Genomic DNA, 16,995 nt, shown 5'->3' with positions numbered 1-16,995 from the left:
CTCGACCTTTTCGGTCCCGCCCGTTAGAACCTCGTCTAGAGATCAAAAGCGACTCTTTATCGAAAGACGGCTGACGGCGTGCAACAAGGACTGTTCATTACCTTTGAGGGCGGCGAGGGCGCTGGCAAATCCACCCAGATCACCCGACTGGCAGCGCATATGCGTGCAGCCGGCGATGATGTGGTGGTGACCCGCGAGCCGGGCGGCTCACCCGGTGCCGAGGCTGTGCGGCATGTCATCCTGAGCGGCGCTGCCGAATCCTTCGGTCCCGCCATGGAAGCGATGCTGTTTGCCGCCGCGCGCAATGATCACGTCGAGCAGGTCATGCGCCCCGCGCTCAACACGGGCAGCATGGTGCTCTGCGACCGCTATATCGACTCCAGCCGGGTTTATCAGGGGGTCACCGGCGATCTCGATGCCGGTCTGATGCGCGCCATTGAAAGGGCAGCCGTCAACGGACTGATGCCTGATCTGACCATAATTCTCGATCTGCCGGCGGAAATCGGGCTGCAGCGCGCAAATGCGCGCCGCGGAACAGGCACCGCCGATCGCTTCGAAAAGGAAACCATCGAAATGCACCGCAAGCGCCGGGACGCCTATCTGGCCATCGCCAAGGCTGAACCGGGCCGGTGCAAGGTGGTGCCTGCGGACCGGCCGGTTGACGATATCGCGGCGGATATTGCCCGCCTCGTCGATCGCCTGAAGGCGCGGCGGGCGATAAAGGAAAAGGCCAAAGCGGGGGCGGCACAATGAGCGATACGCTTCCCGACGTGCCCGCCACGCATGACACCATTGACGGTATTCCCGCTCCGTCGGCCAATCCCGCGCTGTTCGGTCACCCGTCCATCCGTTCATTTCTGGCGCAGGCCTATCAATCCGGCCACATGCATCATGCACTTTTGCTCGAGGGACCGCAGGGCGTGGGCAAGACCACGCTGGCCTTCCACCTCGCCGGACACATGCTCAAGCATCCGGTGCAGCGTGATGCGCCGCTGGAACTGGCTGTGCCCGATTTTTCCGTCGCGCCCTACCGGCAGATTGCCACCGGGACACATCTGGCCGTGCTGCATATCAGCCGCCCGCTCGATGCCAAGACCGGAAAATTCAAGACCGGGATCACGGTGGATGAGATTCGCCGGGTGACGCATTTTCTCAACCGGACGGCGCATGACGGTGCGTGGCGCATTGTTATCGTTGACCCGGCAGATGACATGAATCGCAATGCAGCCAATGCGTTACTGAAGACTCTTGAAGAACCACCGCAGCGAACGCTGTTCATTTTGATCTCGCATTCTTCCGGGCGCTTGCTGCCAACGATCCGCTCGCGCTGCCAGTCCATCCGTTTTGAGGGGCTGGAGCGCAGCGACCTGTTGTCGGCGCTGGCAACCATCGGCCTTGGTGCGGAGCAGATGCCGGATACCGAGGCACTGGTGACCCACGCGGACGGCAGCGTGCGCAAGGCGGCACTGCTTGTGGCGTTTGGCGGATTGGAGATATCGCAGACCATCGAAGCGATACTGACAAAGCCGGTATTCGACGTTCCCAAGGCGCAGGCGCTTGGAACCGCCTTGTCGGGACGCGATTCGGAAATTCAGTTTGACCTTTTCCTTGAGGACATTTTTTCGCGGATCGCGGCGAAGGCGAGGGAGGCTGCGGAGAAGGGTGCCGTGGCCGAGGCCAATCACTGGTCGACACTGTGGCAGGACATGCAGGGCGAAGCCCGTGAAGCCGATGCCTTCAACCTTGACCGCAAACAGTCCGTTCTTATCTTTCTCGACAGGATGCACCGCGCCCTGCGTGCTTCTTGATCTGCCACCCGGTCACATCACATGAATGCGGAATAGTATTTCAATTGAATTCATGTGTTTACGACCGGTATAGCAATCAGGCCGGACATGGGTTATGTCAGCCTGACGCCTTCCCAAGATGCCAATTCCGAAGCAAATCAGGTTACGTATGAGCCGCGAAACATTTTACATCACCACAGCCATTTCCTATCCGAACGGCAGCCCGCATATCGGTCATGCGTACGAGCTGATCGCGACGGATGCGATTGCCCGTTTCAACCGCCATGACGGCAAGGATGTGTTCTTCCTCAGCGGTACGGACGAACATGGCATCAAGATGCTTCAAACGGCACGCAAGGAAGGCATAACGCCGCGTGAGCTTGCCGACAGAAATGCCAAGCTTTTCCGTGACATGGGCCATCTCCTGAATGCGTCCTATGACGACTTCATCCGCACCACCGAGGAGCGGCATTACGCGTCATCGCAGGCGATCTGGAAAAAAATGGTCGAAGCCGGGGATATCTACAAGGATTCCTATGCCGGCTGGTACTCCGTGCGCGATGAAGCCTATTACCAGGAAGACGAGACGGAAGTGCGTGCCGATGGCGTGCGCTACGGCCCGCAGGGGTCGCCCGTCGAATGGCTGGAAGAGGAAAGCTATTTCTTCCGCCTGTCCGCCTATCAGGATCGCCTGCTCAAGCTCTATGCCGACAATCCGAGCTTTATCGGGCCGGACGAGCGCCGCAACGAGGTCATCTCCTTCGTCAAATCCGGGCTGAAGGACCTGTCCGTATCGCGCACGACCTTCGACTGGGGCATTCCGGTTCCCGGCGACGAGAAACACGTCATGTATGTCTGGGTCGACGCGCTGACCAATTACATCACGGCGGCCGGTTATCCCGATGAGAAGGCCGAGCGCTGGCGCTATTGGCCCGCCGACGTGCATATCATCGGCAAGGATATCATTCGCTTCCATGCCGTCTATTGGCCGGCCTTCCTGCTGTCCGCAGGGATCGAACTGCCAAAGCGCGTCTTCGGCCACGGCTTCGTGTTCAACCGCGGCGAGAAAATGTCGAAATCGGTCGGCAATGTGATTGATCCGTTCTCCCTGGTCGAACATTACGGCCTGGATCAGGTACGTTACTTCCTGCTGCGCGAAGTGCCTTTCGGTCAGGACGGCAATTACAGCCATGAGGCGATCGTCAACCGCACCAATGCGGATCTTGCCAACGATCTCGGCAATCTGGCGCAGCGCTCGCTGTCGATGATCAACAAGAACTGCGAAGCCAAGGTTCCGCAGCCCGGCGCATTGACCGATGTCGACAAGGCCATCCTTGACCAGGCGGTGGCAGCGCTGGAGACAGCCCGCAAGGCCGTCGGCACGCAGGCCATGCATCTGGCGCTTGGGGCGATCTTTGCCGTGGTGGCGGAAGCCAACCGGTATTTTGCCTCGCAAGAGCCATGGGCACTGAAGAAGACCGATCCCGCACGGATGGAAACCGTTCTCTACGTGACGGCGGAAGTGATCCGGCGCGTCGGCATTCTCTGCCTGCCGTTCATACCGGGATCGGCAGCCAAACTGCTCGATATCTTGGCCGTGCCTGCGGACAAGCGTAACTTCACCGATCTTCTCGGCGGCAGCGAACTGGTGCCCGGCGCCGATTTGCCCGCGCCGCAGCCGATCTTCCCGCGCTATGTCGAGGCAGACAAAGGCGCCTGATCAGGAACCCGGATCTTTTTCATGCTTGTCGATAGCCATTGCCATCTGGATTTTCCGGATTTTGCCGAAGAACGTGACGCCATTGTCCAGCGCGCGCTGGATCTTGGTGTTGTGCGGCTGGTCACCATCTGCACGCGCGTTCGCAAGTTGGACGGCATTATCGGCATCGCCGAACGCTATGACAGCGTCTTTGCCTCGGTCGGGACGCACCCGAACAATGCGCATGAGGAACTCGACGTTACCGCCGATGACCTGATCAAGCTGGCCGAACACCCGAAGGTGGTGGCAATCGGTGAAGCCGGGCTCGACTATCACTATGATTATGCGCCGCCGGAAGCACAGCAGCAGGGTTTTCGCACCCATATCGCCGCGGCACGCGCGACCGGTCTGCCGCTGGTCATTCACGCGCGCAGTGCCGATGAGGACATGATTGCGATCCTGCGCGAGGAATCAGGGAAGGGGGCCTTCCCCTTCATCCTGCATTGCTTCTCCTCTGGTGCCGAACTGGCGCGGGTTGGTGTCGAGCTTGGCGGTTACATCTCGTTTTCCGGTATTCTGACATTCAAGAATTCGCCGGAAATCCGCGACATCGCCAGAAATGTGCCGCGCGACCGGCTGCTGGTTGAAACGGACGCGCCTTATCTCGCACCCATGCCGCATCGCGGCAAACGCAACGAACCGAGCTTTGTCACCCATACGGCTGCCGTGCTGGCGGACACCATCGGTGTCAGCGTCGAGGAAATCGGCACTTTGACCACCGACAATGTATTCCGCCTGTTCACCAAGATGCCAAGGCCCGCCGATGCCTGATCGCCTGCGCTTTACCATTCTGGGCTGCGGCTCGTCTCCGGGCGTGCCGCGCATCAATGGTGATTGGGGCAATTGCGATCCGGACAATCCGAAAAACCGCCGACGCCGGGCGTCCATGCTGGTGGAGCGCATTGCCGCGCATGGCGGCGTGACCACCGTCGTCATCGATACGGGGCCGGATTTCCGCTCGCAGATGATCGATTTCGGCTCCGGACGGCTCGATGCCGTCGTCTATACCCATGCGCATGCGGACCATATTCACGGCCTCGATGACCTCCGGACCTTTGTCATCGACCGGCGCGATCTGGTTGATATCTATGCCGATCAGGCGACCCAGCGCAGGCTCGTCGAAGGCTTCAGTTATTGTTTCAAGACGCCGGAAGGTTCGAGCTATCCGCCGATCCTGCGGCCACATGAGATCGTGCATCACGAGGCTTTTGAGGTTGACGGTGCGGGCGGTGCGATCCGCTTTCTGCCGCTGCCGCAGGTGCACGGCGATATCCTGTCGCTGGGCTTCCGCATTGGCGATGTGGGCTATTGTTCCGATGTCAGCGCGTTTCCGGAAACAACAGCGGCCCAGCTGCACGGGCTCGATATACTCATCATCGACGCGTTGCAGTACCGTCCGCACCCAAGCCATTTTTCTCTCGATGAATCAATGGAGTGGATCGGAAAGCTGAGGCCGCGCCGAGCCATTCTGACTCATATGCATGTACCACTGGATTATGGAACTGTCCTGCGCGATACGCCAGACCATGTCGAACCGGCCTTTGACGGCCTGTCCTTTGAGGTTGAAGCATGAGCAAGAGCGTTGAACGTGTCCGTCAGGCAGCCCATGCTGCAGGCCTTGAAATCGAAATCCGCCAGATGGCCGATTCAACCCATACGGCGGAAGATGCGGCTGTTCAATGTGGTGTTACGGTCGCGCAGATCGTCAAGTCGCTGATTTTTCAGGGCACCGATACGCAGCAGCTTTATCTGTTTCTGGTTTCCGGACCGCGCCAGCTTGATCTTGCCAAGGCTGCGCGGCTGACCGGAGAAACGCTGCACCGGGCTGATCCAAAGCACATCCGCAAGGAGACGGGCTTTGCCATTGGCGGCGTATCGCCATTGGGGCATCTGATCGACATCAAGGCCTATGCGGATGAAACACTGATGCAGTTCGATGTCGTCTGGGCTGCAGCAGGCGGCACGAACTTTGTTTTTCCGGCCGAACCGCAGGCTTTGATGACGGCCGCGAAGGCTGAAATAGCCGATATTACGGGCTGATCGAGCCATTCCGACCTGCCTTTTGGTTCCATAATCTATCTTATGCGATCTTTGTATGTAGCCGGGGTACATTCCATTTACAACTGCAAAGTGCACAAATCCCCTCTCGTCTTCCGTAGGATGCAACGCCCTCCACTTTTCGTCAGTTGAACATGAATGAACGCCATCTCATAGCGCGGATGCTGCAAGCTAGAGCAGGATGACTTCAACAATGATTTCTGCATATTTTTTGTGCGAATACCGATAAGAGCCCATTAGTTAGGCTGTTTCCATTTTCGAAAGCTGTGGCGAGGCAGACTGGTCTCACGAGCAGATCCGCAGTTTACGGTTTGGATTGTCACAACATGGATGGTTATCCCTGCCTTATCTCAGATGTTGGCTAATTGCAGCCACGTCGGGATAACTGGCACAAAATTTGCGTATCGAACTGTGGTGACTGGTTTTTTATTTCGCCATTTAATTAAGCCCGTAATTTCGGGATGAAAACGATATTTCAGCAATTTTTGCGAGGCATAAAGTGAAAATCAATTTTGAACCGAGGCGCAATCTGCCTTTCCATACCGATCAACCATCGCAGTTAAGGCGAGCTCTGTTGATGGGCTGTGCTTATCTACCTGCCACGTCTCTGCTAGCCGTGTTGGGTGGGTGTACGGAAGATGCTGGCCTGGCACCGGATGATACTACTATCGCGGCGTCTCCTGCGACATTTGATACTCCTTCCGAAACGGTTGTTGAGACGGAAGTTCCTATCTCGGCACCATCTCTTTCCGTACCGCTTCCCCCTTACGCGACGACAGATGTTCTGCCGTCGCTTCCCGCCCCGCCCACCGAACCGCCGCCAACGACTGTACCTGTCACGCATATCCCGGAACGGTCCGAGATTATCGCGCCGCCCGCTGAGCCCGCGCCGGACAAAGGTGTTTTTCCGGAAGCGGGCAAGTCTCAGTCAGCATCGTCCGAGCCTGTGAAACCGCTTGTGGTGCAATCCGCGCCACCGACTGCGGCAACGGCTGTAGCTTCGATCGGCGTCGTTCCACTAACTACCCAAGCAGTTGTGGGAAATACCGCCCTGACGAAAGCGCCTATGCCCTCGCCAAGCCCATCTGAGCCGGTGAAGCCGCCAGCTCCTCCAGCAATCAAGCGGACCAGAATGAATGTTGGAATCTACAATTTGGAATATAATTCATTCACGCAAATTTCCACGCGCAGCAAAGTTACACTCATGGGAACAGTGGTAACAATCGACAATTCGAAAGATCCCAAAAAGACAATCACGTTTGAAAGCGCAGACACATATCTCAAATACGCCTCTGACAACAAGATACCGCCAGCCATCACCCCTGATTCGGCTCGCACTACCGATCCGAAAGACAAGACCAAACCACTTGTCTACGAAGGAATTGAAACCTACCTGAAGCGTGCTTTGGACAACAGGTTTGCGCTCTTCTACCGGGCCATGGTGACGGCTTTCAAAAAACACCGCCCGACGGAATTTGATGTCAGTTTTTTCACAGCTCCGGAGTTCTTCTGGAATGTGCCTTGGGGCGATTTTCTGAATGAAGTCGAATTGGTCAAATCTGGTGACTTGTATCTCGATATAGTAACGCGCAACGCGAGAACACTGATATCGAAGTTTCCGGAAGATAAATATGGCAGGATTGTTCTGCTGCCGGGCACTGTCGCGACTCTGGCGCAAGAACCCAATGCGTTCTTGGCAAGTAACGGCAAATATGCAGGAGGAACTGGAACCATATATGGTGCGCGCAATCATCTCGTTTGCACGCATAATCTGCCATTGAACGATCCACGCTACCCTCGCCCCGCCTATATGATATGGCCCAAACGGCTGGTCTCCACCATAGATTACAAAGATGGGCCTCCTACACCTAATTGCAATGATGTCATAATAGATGGTAAAGTTGTCACTGTAAGAGGCGAAAGTCTCAAAGCCAATCCAAGCAATCCCAACGCATACAATTATATTGAAAAATGCGTACTCAGCGTAAATGGTGGAGTTAATATTTCCATTGCATCTGTAAGTTCATCCCTCGCGAAATCTTTTGATTCGCAGGGAAAGCTCATTTCGAACAAGTTTCAAAACAACATTATTGAAGGGCTGCCTTTCGGTATTGATATTTGCCTCGATTACATGTCCGCAAATGTTCAAAGCGACAAATATCGCATCGCACAACTGGACCAGCGTAATTTCAAACTGGACTTCGTGATTTCGGCGGGAACTTATTTATCAAATGCAAATTACGCCAACACGCCATATATCCAGTATGCAATACATAATGAGGGTATTCTGTCTAGCAGTGAGAGCCATCGTTATTGGGATTATAAAACTGGAAAGGAAGTAAAAAGGGATTTATACAGCTCCATATGGGGGATTGAATATTATAAGCAAAATAATGATGTTAGCGGTGAACTTTTGACACCTCTCGATGCCAGATCTACATATGACGACATAAAGGGTGTCATTACCGTCGATAGGAGCGCTTCTTTCATTGCTCCTGCGGATGCAGATTCACAAGGGATTCCCAATATTCTTGATGCAATGAATCCCGCCAATGTTCGCATCTGGTCTCTTGATGTCGATGTTTCCGATACGATGAAAAACGCGGATGCAGTTGCTGCTGCCAATACCAAATCAGCAGTTCAGTTCATAAAATAGTCCCAGACGATCCTTGGTGAAGGCCTTGCCTTGAACGCCAGATATACAAGCAGGGGCTATAGCCCCTGCTCACACCGCTCGCCAAACCATATCTCCACGGCTAAGCTCATCGTCGAGTCGCACACGTGCCCTGAACTTGTAGATACAAGAAGGATGACCACCGTGGATTTGAAAACTGTACGCGCGCTGAAAAACGAAATCGCAGAACAGATCATTCGACCGCTTGTCACTGAAATCCGCGCAGAGCGCCGCATTGTCCGCTCTACTGCAATACGGCGTCTGACCGGCGTCGAAGGCGGTATCGCGCTTGGCATTGCCGCCGGCGACGGAAAGAAGGATTACCGGCTCGCCGTCCGCGTCCAGCGCCGTGCGCTCGAAACAAATGCTTATCTGCGCCAGCAGATCGAGGAAGCAGCCCGCAACAAGGCCGACATCACCTATATCGGCACCGTGTTCAAAGGCAGCGCTCTGGCAGCGCCGGCTGTCTTGCCCTGGCATCAGCTGCGTCAGAGGCCGCTGCTGATCGGCGCGTCGGTCGGGCATTATTCGATTACGGCGGGCACGCTTGGCGGCTTTGCGCAGCACATGGCGAGCGGCAAGGCGGTCATTCTGAGCAACAATCATGTGCTGGCCAATGAAAACAAGGCGAAGATCGGCGATGCGATCCTGCAGCCCGCCGCCTATGACGGCGGCAGGAAAAGCAAGGACAAGGTCGGCGAACTGCTGGCTTTCGAGCCGGTCGCATCAGGCGCAAACAACCTGGTCGACGCGGCCATCGCCTCCATCGATGCGGATATCGACTTCAACGCGGTGACCCTGATGGATGCGGGAAAATTGAAGGGCCTGCGCAAGACCCCGCTCCGTCCCGGCGACAAGGTGTTCAAGATCGGCAGGACAACCGGCGTGACGCAAGGTGTTGTCACGGCAATCGAAGTCGATGACGTGGTGGTCAGCTATGAATTCGGCGATATCGGTTTTGACAGCCAGATCGAGATCCAGACCACAGGCAGCGGTCCGTTCAGCTCGGGCGGCGACAGCGGATCGGTGATCATGGACGAAAAGGGCTATGCCTGCGCCCTGCTGTTCGCCGGCAGCGACCAGGGCGGCACCAACGGCAAGGGTGTCACCTTCGCCAATGATCTTTCCATCGTGCTGGAGAAATTGGGGCTGACAATGCCGGTTTGACCCTAGCGGGAGTGGCCGGGATGCACTAAATTAAAGCCATGAGCACCTCCATCGAACAGGCGCGGCTTGCCAAGCCGAAAGCCAGGGAACTGGCCGGATCGTGCGGCACCGTCATTGGTGTCGGCCTGATCCGCATCGGTGACTCCTACGCCATCAAGGTCAATATGCGCGATCAGCTCCCCGAAACGACCGAGCTTCCGGAAACGGTGGACGGCGTCAGGGTGGTATATGACGTGATCGGGCCCATATCCCTGCAGGCGGCCGGGAAACGCTGACCGATCCTGTGGACAAGCCACCGGCATGTCAGCTCGGTCATATCAGCCGCCCTGCTCCTGCCTTAGTATATTTCGTATGAAACCATCACGCGATATCACCCGCCTCCTTGAGATCATGCAGGCCCTGCGCACGCCGGTGACCGGCTGCCCGTGGGATCTTGAGCAGGATTTCAAGTCCATCGCCCCCTATACGCTCGAGGAAGCCTTCGAGGTGATCGATGCCATCGAGCGCGATGATATCGACGATCTGCGCGAAGAATTGGGCGATCTGCTGCTGCAGGTGGTGTTTCACGCGCGGATGGCGGAAGAGATGCAGGCATTCGATTTCGGTGACGTGGTCCAGGCGATCACGCACAAGATGATCCGCCGCCATCCGCATGTCTTCGGTGAAGAGGCCGCCCGCGGTGCCGGCATGGCCAAGGGCATGTGGGACAAGATCAAGGCCGAGGAAAAGGCGGAGCGGCGCGAGCGCCGTGCTGCGCTCAATTTGGGCGCCGTGGAGCCGACCGGTTTCCTCGACGACATTCCGCACGGCTTTCCTGCCCTGATGCGCGCACTCAAACTGCAGCAGAAGGCGGCCAAGGTTGGCTTTGACTGGTCGGAAGCCGCGCCCATTCTCGACAAGATCGAGGAAGAAATCGGCGAGTTGAAACAGGCCATTGCCAATGGTGATCGCGAAAATACGGAAGAAGAATATGGCGACCTGCTGTTTGCCATGGTCAATCTCGGCCGCCATTTGAAGCTTGAACCGGAAAGCGCCCTGCGCGGCACCAATGAAAAGTTCCGGTCACGCTTCCACTATATCGAGCGAAAGCTGAACGAGCAGAAACAGACGCTCGACGCGGCGACACTCGATGAAATGGAAGCACTCTGGCAGGAAGCCAAAACCGCGAAGTAACACCGTTTACCCGTTGTTCCGCCGCAATAATTTCTCATCCAGATTGGCATGCGATGCCACAGTCATATCCATGGTGAGGGATACCGAGCCGTCATCCAGATCCTTGCGCTTCACATTGCTGGAATGCTGATAGATCCAGTCCATCAGCCGCATCTGGTCCGGGCGCAGGGTGATTTTGACATGCTTCAGCTTGCCGGCAATGCGGTTCTCGATTTCCTTCAGCAGGGCGTCGACGCCCTCGCCCGTGATCGCCGACACCGGAATCGGATGTTCGTCGCCCTTCACCGCTGCGCTGAGACGCTGCGCCGACTCGCGGCCCGCATCGTCAAGCCTGTCGATCTTGTTCCACACTTCGAGAATGCGCTTCGTATCGCCGCGCTCGATGCCGAGACTGGTCATGATCGCGTGGACATCTTCGGACTGTGCTGCTGTATCCGGATCGGAGATATCGCGGATGTGCAGGATGAGATCGGCCTCAACCACTTCTTCCAGCGTCGCCCGGAAAGCGGCAACGAGGTGCGTGGGCAGATTGGAGATGAAACCCACCGTGTCGGAAAGGATGATCGTCTCGCCGTGCTCCAGCCGGATACGGCGCAAGGTGGGGTCAAGCGTGGCAAACAGCATGTCTTCGGCCACGACCCCTGCTCCGGTCAGCCGGTTGAACAGTGTTGATTTGCCCGCATTGGTATAGCCGACGAGCGCCACGACCGGATGCGGCACCTTCTTGCGCTTGCTGCGGTGCAGGGTGCGGGTGCGCACCACCGTTTCCAGCTCGCGCTTGATGCGCAGGATCTTTTCCTGCAGTGCGCGCCTGTCGGCCTCGATCTGTGTTTCACCGGGACCGCCGAGGAAGCCGCCGCCGCCGCGCTGGCGTTCAAGGTGGGTCCAGCTGCGCACCAGCCGTCCCTTCTGATAGGTGAGGTGCGCAAGTTCCACCTGCAGGGCGCCCTCTTTCGTCTGGGCGCGCCGTCCGAAAATCTCAAGGATGAGCCCGGTCCTGTCGAGAACCTTGGCGTTCCATGCCTTTTCGAGATTGCGCTGCTGTACCGGTGTCAGGGAATGATCGACGATCACGAGCTCCGCATGGGAGGCCTCGATGAGCTCATGAATCGTTTCAACCTTGCCTGTCCCCAGCAAGGTCGCCGGACGCGGCGCTGAAACCTGCACGATATCGGAATGGACAATGTCCAGATCGATGGCGCGGGCCAAGCCTTCGGCCTCTTCCAGCCGCGCATCGTCGCTGCGCTGGAATTCGGGCTGGTGCTTCATGCGGCCGTGGTCATCGGCCTTGCCATCGGAAAAGCGCGTCGGCAAAACCGGTACAATGACGATTGCGCGCGTGGCTTCTCTGGCGGTTTCACCATTATCGGTTGATCCGCCAGGGTTTTGCGCGTTACGCCTTGTTTCTTTGGTCAAATGTTATCTCAGTCGCTGTCTTCGGCCTCAGCTTCGAACATTTGCACAGGCTGGCTCGGCATGATGGTCGAGATGGCATGTTTATAGACGAGCTGAGAATGGCCGTCGCGGCGCAACAGGACGCAGAAATTGTCGAACGAGGTGACAATACCGGTCAGTTTGACGCCATTGATGAGGAAAATTGTCAGAGAAATCTTCTGTTTTCTGACTGAATTCAGAAATAGGTCCTGAAGATTCTGCGATCGTTCAGCCATTGTTTTTGTCCTTTTATGCGATCAGCAAACGTGTCTCATACAAATTTCGGCAACGGGAGCAGAAAGCCTACTCCTGCAGGAGGTGAAAAATGGTTTCTGTTAGTCCCCTCATACTCCGGTTAACAGGATGGCGTTTTTTCCGCAATGTCAAAAAACGCTTCCCGTAACGAAAGTGCGATCGTTCCCGGGTGCCCATTTGCCACCGATTCGCCGTCAATCGCAACGATTGGCATCACAACAGTGGTGGCTGCGGTCATGAAAACTTCGCGCGCCCGCTTGGCTTCCTCGACAGAAAAGCCGCGTTCCTCGATCGTCAATCCCAGCTTTTTGGCCACATCGAAGATGGTTGTGCGGGTAATACCGCGCAAAATGCCGGTTTCCGCCTGTCTGGTCACCAGAACGCCGTCCATGGTGACAATCCACGCATTTGTTGCCGCGCCTTCCCTAACGGTGCCATCCGGATCGATGAACCAGGCTTCCTGAGCGCCCTGCTCCTTGGCCTGCTGGCGCGCCATAACATTTGGTAAAAGGCCGATAGATTTGATGTCCACCCGGTCCCAGCGGTTTTCCGGCACCGTGATGACCTTCACACCCTTTGCCGCCCGGGCAGCGAACATGACGGGATCCGTGCGCTTGGCGGTGATGACGATGGAAGGCGGCGTGTCGGCCGCCGGAAAGACGTGGTCGCGCCTGGCGACACCGCGCGTCACCTGCAGATAGACCATGCCATTGTAAACACGGTTGCGCCGGACCACCTCGGCGATCACGCTCTGCAGCGCCTTCCGGTTCATCGGCCAGCCGATCCGCAGCTCCGAAAGCGAGCGGTCGAGGCGGTTGAGATGGCGCGTCATGTCCATGATGTTGCCGCGGGCAACCTCGCAGACTTCATAAACGCCGTCGGCAAACTGGTAGCCGCGGTCTTCAATGTGAACACCGGCATTGGCATGGGAAATGTACTGGCCGTTGACATAGGCGATACGGGACATCGGTAGAGCCTCCTATTCGAACTGGCCGAAGACCATGCGCATGGGCGTTGGCAGGTCCGCACGCTTGCCGGTATCTTCCAGCGCACCCGTTTCGATATCGCGTTTGAACACGGCGATGCCCCCGCCTTTCTGATTGGCAACGAGCATGAACTTGCCTGTGGGATCGATGACGAAGTTGCGTGGGCCAAGGCCCTGCGACGGTGTCCAGCCGATCAGCGCAAGACTGCCGTCGGCGGCAATCGCATAGCTGACGATGCTGTTGTGCCCACGGTTGGAGCCATAAAGGAACCGGCCGTCGGCACTGACGGCGATCTCTGCGCAGGTATTGGTCGCGGTGAAGTCCGCAGGGATGGACGGAAGCGTCTGGCCAAGCGTCAGCTCGGCGGTTTCGGCATTATAATGCAGAACTGAAACAGTGCTGTTCAATTCATTGATAACATAAGCAATCTTCCCATTCGGGTGGAATGTCATATGGCGCGGTCCGGCACCATCGGGCAAGGTCGTGAACGGCGTTGCTGCCAGCTCCAGTTTCCCGCCCTTCGACGGCAGCTTATAGGCCATGATCCGGTCCAGGCCGAGATCGCAGACAAACACGGTCCGATTATCCGGGCTGACGACGGCGCAATGACCATGCTGCCGCTTGTCCGTCGGCAGGATCGCGTTCTTGCCCTCATGAATAGCAGCGGCAAAGGCCGGCTCCAGCCCGCCGTCGGCGCGGATGGCGAAAGCAGCCACGGCATTGCCGGGGCGTTCGCCCAGCGCGGCAACGGTATAGTTGGAGGCAAAGATCGTCTCGCCCGACATATCGAACCCGAGATGGCAGGTGGTGTTGCCAAGGGTCGGCTGCATGTTGATATAGGACAAGGCTCCCGAGGCCGGATCGATATCGAAGGCGACAGCCATCCCCTCGTTCCATTCGGGGATTTCCACTGCCGCGTAAAGACGCCGGCGCTTTTCGTCGATGGCGATATAACCGGGATTGTCGATTGCGAGGTATTCGCTGACGAGCGTGAGATCACCGGTATTGTCGTCAAAGCGGAAGACGCTGATGCCCTTTCCGGCATTGGGCAGAGCGTTGCGATTCAGGTTGCCGACAAAAGCATAGGTCTTTGGCATGGTTGGTCTCATGGGTTGGGGGCTGTGAGATGGAGGGTTTCTCCATCGGAAGGGATGATCAGCTTGTGGGAATCGATAGCCGCTGCCTGCGCATGGGCCTTCAGATCGTCGCGGGTGACCGTTGCATGGTCAAGGGCTTCCATATGCGTCGCGATGACTTTTGTCTTCGGGGGTGAAATGCGGCAGATCTCGATGGTCTGCTCCGCATCCATGACGATGAGAACACCGTCCCATTTGGCACCGCAGGAATGGGTGACGATGATATCGGGCTGCGTCGCTTCGATTGTTTCGCGCACCGGCGGATAGAGGATGGTATCACCTGCCCAATAGATCGAGGGTTCGCCATCCGCCTCGATGGTAAAACCGATGACATTGCCCATCAGCGGAAGCACGGCCCCGGTGCCGTGATTGCCGTCGCGGCGGGTCAGGCGGATATTCTTCCACGTCAGATCCCCGGTCAATGGCGTGACGTCGGTGAAACCGAAGGAGCGGATTTTCTCTTCATCGCCCGGCTGGCAGATCAGCGGCAGATGCTTGGGGACAAGTTCCTGCGCCACGGGGTCGAAATGATCCGCATGCAGATGCGAGACGAGTACAAGCTCGACGCCATCAAGGATCTCGTCGGTTGAAACCGGCAGATCCGTCATGGGATTCGGCGAACGGCCGGTAAAGGACGGGCGGCTGTGTTTGGGAGCGAAAAATGGATCGATCAGGACGGTTGAACCGGCATAATTCAGTTTTAGCGTGGCATTGCGGAGAAGTTGCAGTTTCATGTCGGTGCGTCTTTCTGCCGATCAGAAGAATTCGAGGCTGACGCGGAACATCTGCTCGACCTGTTTGACCGCTTCGGCCGTGGCAAAGATGACCACCCGGTCCTGCGGTTTGATGCGGACCGAACCGTCGGGGCGGATGACTTCGCCGTTGCGGTAGATCGCGCCGATCCGCAGTCCGTCCGGCAGGTCTAGGTCGCGCAGCGGGGCGCCGACAAGCGGCGAGGTTTCGAGCGCCTCTGCCTCGATAATCTCCGCCCGGCCCTTCTGGACGCTGTGTACGGCCCGGATACGGCCGCGCCGCACATGTTGCAGCACACGCGAAATGGTGACGCTGCGCGGGCTGATATGGGCATCGATGCCGAGGGATTTGCTCAGGTCGAGATAATCCGGATTGTTGATGAGGACGAGGCTGGATTTGCAGCCGAGGCGTTTGGCCATGACGCCGGCCAGCATGTTGACCTGGTCATCATTGGTCAGCGCGACCAGAAGGTCCGCATCCTGGATTTCCGCTTCCAGCAGCAGTTTCTGATCCAGCGCACTGCCATGCAGCACCATGGAACGCCGAAGCCCGTCTGCGATGGCATTGGCACGGGTCAAATTGGGTTCGATCAGCTTGACCTTGGTCTTGGGCTGCTTGGCTTCAATTGTCTGGGCGACGTAGAGCCCGACATTGCCACCGCCGGCAATGACGATGCGTGTTGCCTCGGGCTCCTCGTGACCGAACAGCGCCAGCGTGCGGCGCACCTGTGACTTGGTTGTCGCGACATAGGCGATGTCACCGGCCAAGAGGTGATCGGCGGAGCGCGGAATGAGCAACGTGTCATTGCGGATGATGGCCATCACTGTCGACGGCAGATCGGGAAAGAGATTGCTCAATTGAATGAGCGGCGTGTTGATGACCGGACAGTCTTCCAGGCATTCGATCGCCATCACCACGATAGTCTCGTCGGCAAAGCGGACGACATCGCTCACGCCGGGCAAGGCGATGCGGCGCAATACCATCTCACCCACTTCAAGCTCAGGCGAAATGATGACGTCGATCGGCATGTGATCGCGGGAAAACAGGTCCTGATAGTGCGGCTGCAGATAGGCCTGCGCGCGGATGCGGGCGATTTTGGTCGGCACGTTGAACAGCGCATGCGCGACCTCGCAGGCAACAATGTTCACCTCGTCATAAAGCGTTGCCGCAATGATCATATCAGCCTGCTCGGCACCGGCCGCCGCCAGAACATCCGGGTGGGCGCCGTGACCGACAAAACCGCGCACATCCAGCGTATCGCGTATGACCTGAATGAGCTCGGCCGACGTGTCGATGACCGAAATATCGTTGTCTTCGGCAGCCAGCCGTTCGGCGATGCCATATCCAACCTGCCCTGCGCCGCAGATGATTACACGCATCAGCTGGTTTCGCCTTCGGCAATCACGGCCATGGCATCCACCTCGATGAGAACATCGGGATGGAACAGGGCCGCCACGCCAATGAGGCTGCTGGCCGGCGGGCACTCGGTGTTGACCCAGCGGTCACGAACGCCACGTATTTCCGGCAGCATCGCCTGGTCAAAATCCCGGATGTAATAGGTCAGGCGGACGATGCTGGCAAAATCCGTGCCTGCCGCCCTGAGCGTTGCCGCAATATTGGCAAATACCAGATCAAGCTGCGCTGCCACGTCTTTGCCGCCAATCTTGCCTTCCGAATCGAAAGGCACATGCCCTGACAGGACGAGCAGCTTGCCGCCTTCAATCAGCATGGCTTGAGACAGACCCGGAATGGATGGACCGGGCGGATTGACAGGGCGAAACATTCCTCACTCCCATGATGAAGGCCGATGCCG

The 16,995-nt window shown here is 57.4% G+C and carries 17 protein-coding genes; 10 read left to right on the top strand and 7 right to left on the bottom strand.

Translation table 11 applies throughout. The features are described from left to right. Positions 1–78: 78 nt before the first annotated feature. From tmk to mazG, 10 genes are all read left to right on the top strand, one after another. On the top strand, positions 79–753 hold the full coding sequence (tmk, locus tag ACIQWS_RS08035) for a dTMP kinase (RefSeq protein ID WP_346306352.1): 675 nt from the start codon (positions 79–81) through the stop codon (positions 751–753). Next, positions 750–1,808: a DNA polymerase III subunit delta' gene (locus ACIQWS_RS08030; protein WP_403174368.1), complete on the top strand. Its 1,059-nt coding sequence runs from the start codon at positions 750–752 to the stop codon at positions 1,806–1,808. The genes tmk and ACIQWS_RS08030 overlap by 4 nt, the downstream gene beginning before the upstream one ends. Before the next feature lie 148 nt (positions 1,809–1,956). Continuing rightward, complete coding sequence (metG, locus tag ACIQWS_RS08025; RefSeq protein WP_223613433.1) at positions 1,957–3,507, top strand: methionine--tRNA ligase; 1,551 nt, start codon at positions 1,957–1,959, stop codon at positions 3,505–3,507. 21 nt (positions 3,508–3,528) lie between these two features. Further along, positions 3,529–4,317: a TatD family hydrolase gene (locus tag ACIQWS_RS08020; protein WP_403174360.1), complete on the top strand. Its 789-nt coding sequence runs from the start codon at positions 3,529–3,531 to the stop codon at positions 4,315–4,317. Continuing rightward, a complete protein-coding gene (locus ACIQWS_RS08015; RefSeq protein ID WP_403174355.1) occupies positions 4,310–5,119 on the top strand; it encodes an MBL fold metallo-hydrolase in 810 nt (269 codons plus the stop codon). The genes ACIQWS_RS08020 and ACIQWS_RS08015 overlap by 8 nt, the downstream gene beginning before the upstream one ends. After that, positions 5,116–5,586 carry a YbaK/EbsC family protein gene (locus ACIQWS_RS08010; RefSeq protein WP_346306347.1) on the top strand — a complete coding sequence of 157 codons (471 nt, stop codon included), beginning with the start codon at positions 5,116–5,118 and terminating at the stop codon, positions 5,584–5,586. The genes ACIQWS_RS08015 and ACIQWS_RS08010 overlap by 4 nt, the downstream gene beginning before the upstream one ends. A 517-nt stretch (positions 5,587–6,103) precedes the next feature. Beyond that, positions 6,104–8,260 (top strand): hypothetical protein, encoded by a 2,157-nt coding sequence (locus ACIQWS_RS08005; RefSeq protein WP_403174342.1) that lies wholly within the window; start codon positions 6,104–6,106, stop codon positions 8,258–8,260. Positions 8,261–8,422: 162 nt separating this feature from the next. Further along, positions 8,423–9,445, top strand: a complete 1,023-nt coding sequence (locus ACIQWS_RS08000; RefSeq protein WP_403174337.1) for a hypothetical protein — start codon at positions 8,423–8,425, stop codon at positions 9,443–9,445. A gap of 38 nt (positions 9,446–9,483) precedes the next feature. Further along, the gene (locus ACIQWS_RS07995) at positions 9,484–9,720 is read left to right on the top strand and encodes a hypothetical protein (protein ID WP_403174333.1); all 237 of its coding nucleotides are present in this window, start codon (positions 9,484–9,486) and stop codon (positions 9,718–9,720) included. 76 nt (positions 9,721–9,796) lie between these two features. After that, positions 9,797–10,618: a nucleoside triphosphate pyrophosphohydrolase gene (gene mazG / locus ACIQWS_RS07990; protein ID WP_403174330.1), complete on the top strand. Its 822-nt coding sequence runs from the start codon at positions 9,797–9,799 to the stop codon at positions 10,616–10,618. 6 nt (positions 10,619–10,624) lie between these two features. Here the strand turns inward: mazG and hflX are convergent, their stop codons facing one another. From hflX to ACIQWS_RS07955, 7 genes are all read right to left on the bottom strand, one after another. Continuing rightward, entirely contained in the window at positions 10,625–12,034 is a 1,410-nt protein-coding gene (gene hflX, locus ACIQWS_RS07985) for a GTPase HflX (RefSeq protein ID WP_346308289.1), read from the bottom strand. An 8-nt stretch (positions 12,035–12,042) separates the two neighbouring features. Next, positions 12,043–12,288 (bottom strand): RNA chaperone Hfq, encoded by a 246-nt coding sequence (gene hfq / locus ACIQWS_RS07980; protein ID WP_091885912.1) that lies wholly within the window; start codon positions 12,286–12,288, stop codon positions 12,043–12,045. Between the two features lie 119 nt (positions 12,289–12,407). Next, a complete protein-coding gene (locus ACIQWS_RS07975) occupies positions 12,408–13,274 on the bottom strand; it encodes a D-amino-acid transaminase (protein WP_403174306.1) in 867 nt (288 codons plus the stop codon). A 12-nt stretch (positions 13,275–13,286) separates the two neighbouring features. Beyond that, positions 13,287–14,390, bottom strand: coding sequence for a lactonase family protein (locus ACIQWS_RS07970; protein WP_403174299.1), 1,104 nt, complete (start codon positions 14,388–14,390; stop codon positions 13,287–13,289). 8 nt (positions 14,391–14,398) lie between these two features. Next, positions 14,399–15,163 carry an MBL fold metallo-hydrolase gene (locus ACIQWS_RS07965; protein WP_403174294.1) on the bottom strand — a complete coding sequence of 255 codons (765 nt, stop codon included), beginning with the start codon at positions 15,161–15,163 and terminating at the stop codon, positions 14,399–14,401. A gap of 21 nt (positions 15,164–15,184) precedes the next feature. After that, complete coding sequence (gene trkA, locus ACIQWS_RS07960) at positions 15,185–16,561, bottom strand: Trk system potassium transporter TrkA (RefSeq protein ID WP_288193756.1); 1,377 nt, start codon at positions 16,559–16,561, stop codon at positions 15,185–15,187. Beyond that, positions 16,561–16,965, bottom strand: coding sequence for a RidA family protein (locus ACIQWS_RS07955; protein ID WP_403174284.1), 405 nt, complete (start codon positions 16,963–16,965; stop codon positions 16,561–16,563). The genes trkA and ACIQWS_RS07955 overlap by 1 nt, the downstream gene beginning before the upstream one ends. Positions 16,966–16,995: the final 30 nt, after the last annotated feature.

It is taken from the genome of Phyllobacterium sp. NPDC097923 (genome assembly GCF_044760925.1).
GTDB lineage: Bacteria > Pseudomonadota > Alphaproteobacteria > Rhizobiales > Rhizobiaceae > Phyllobacterium > Phyllobacterium calauticae.
Note: the sequence above shows the minus strand (reverse complement) of the source record. Positions and strands in the feature narration are given on the sequence as shown.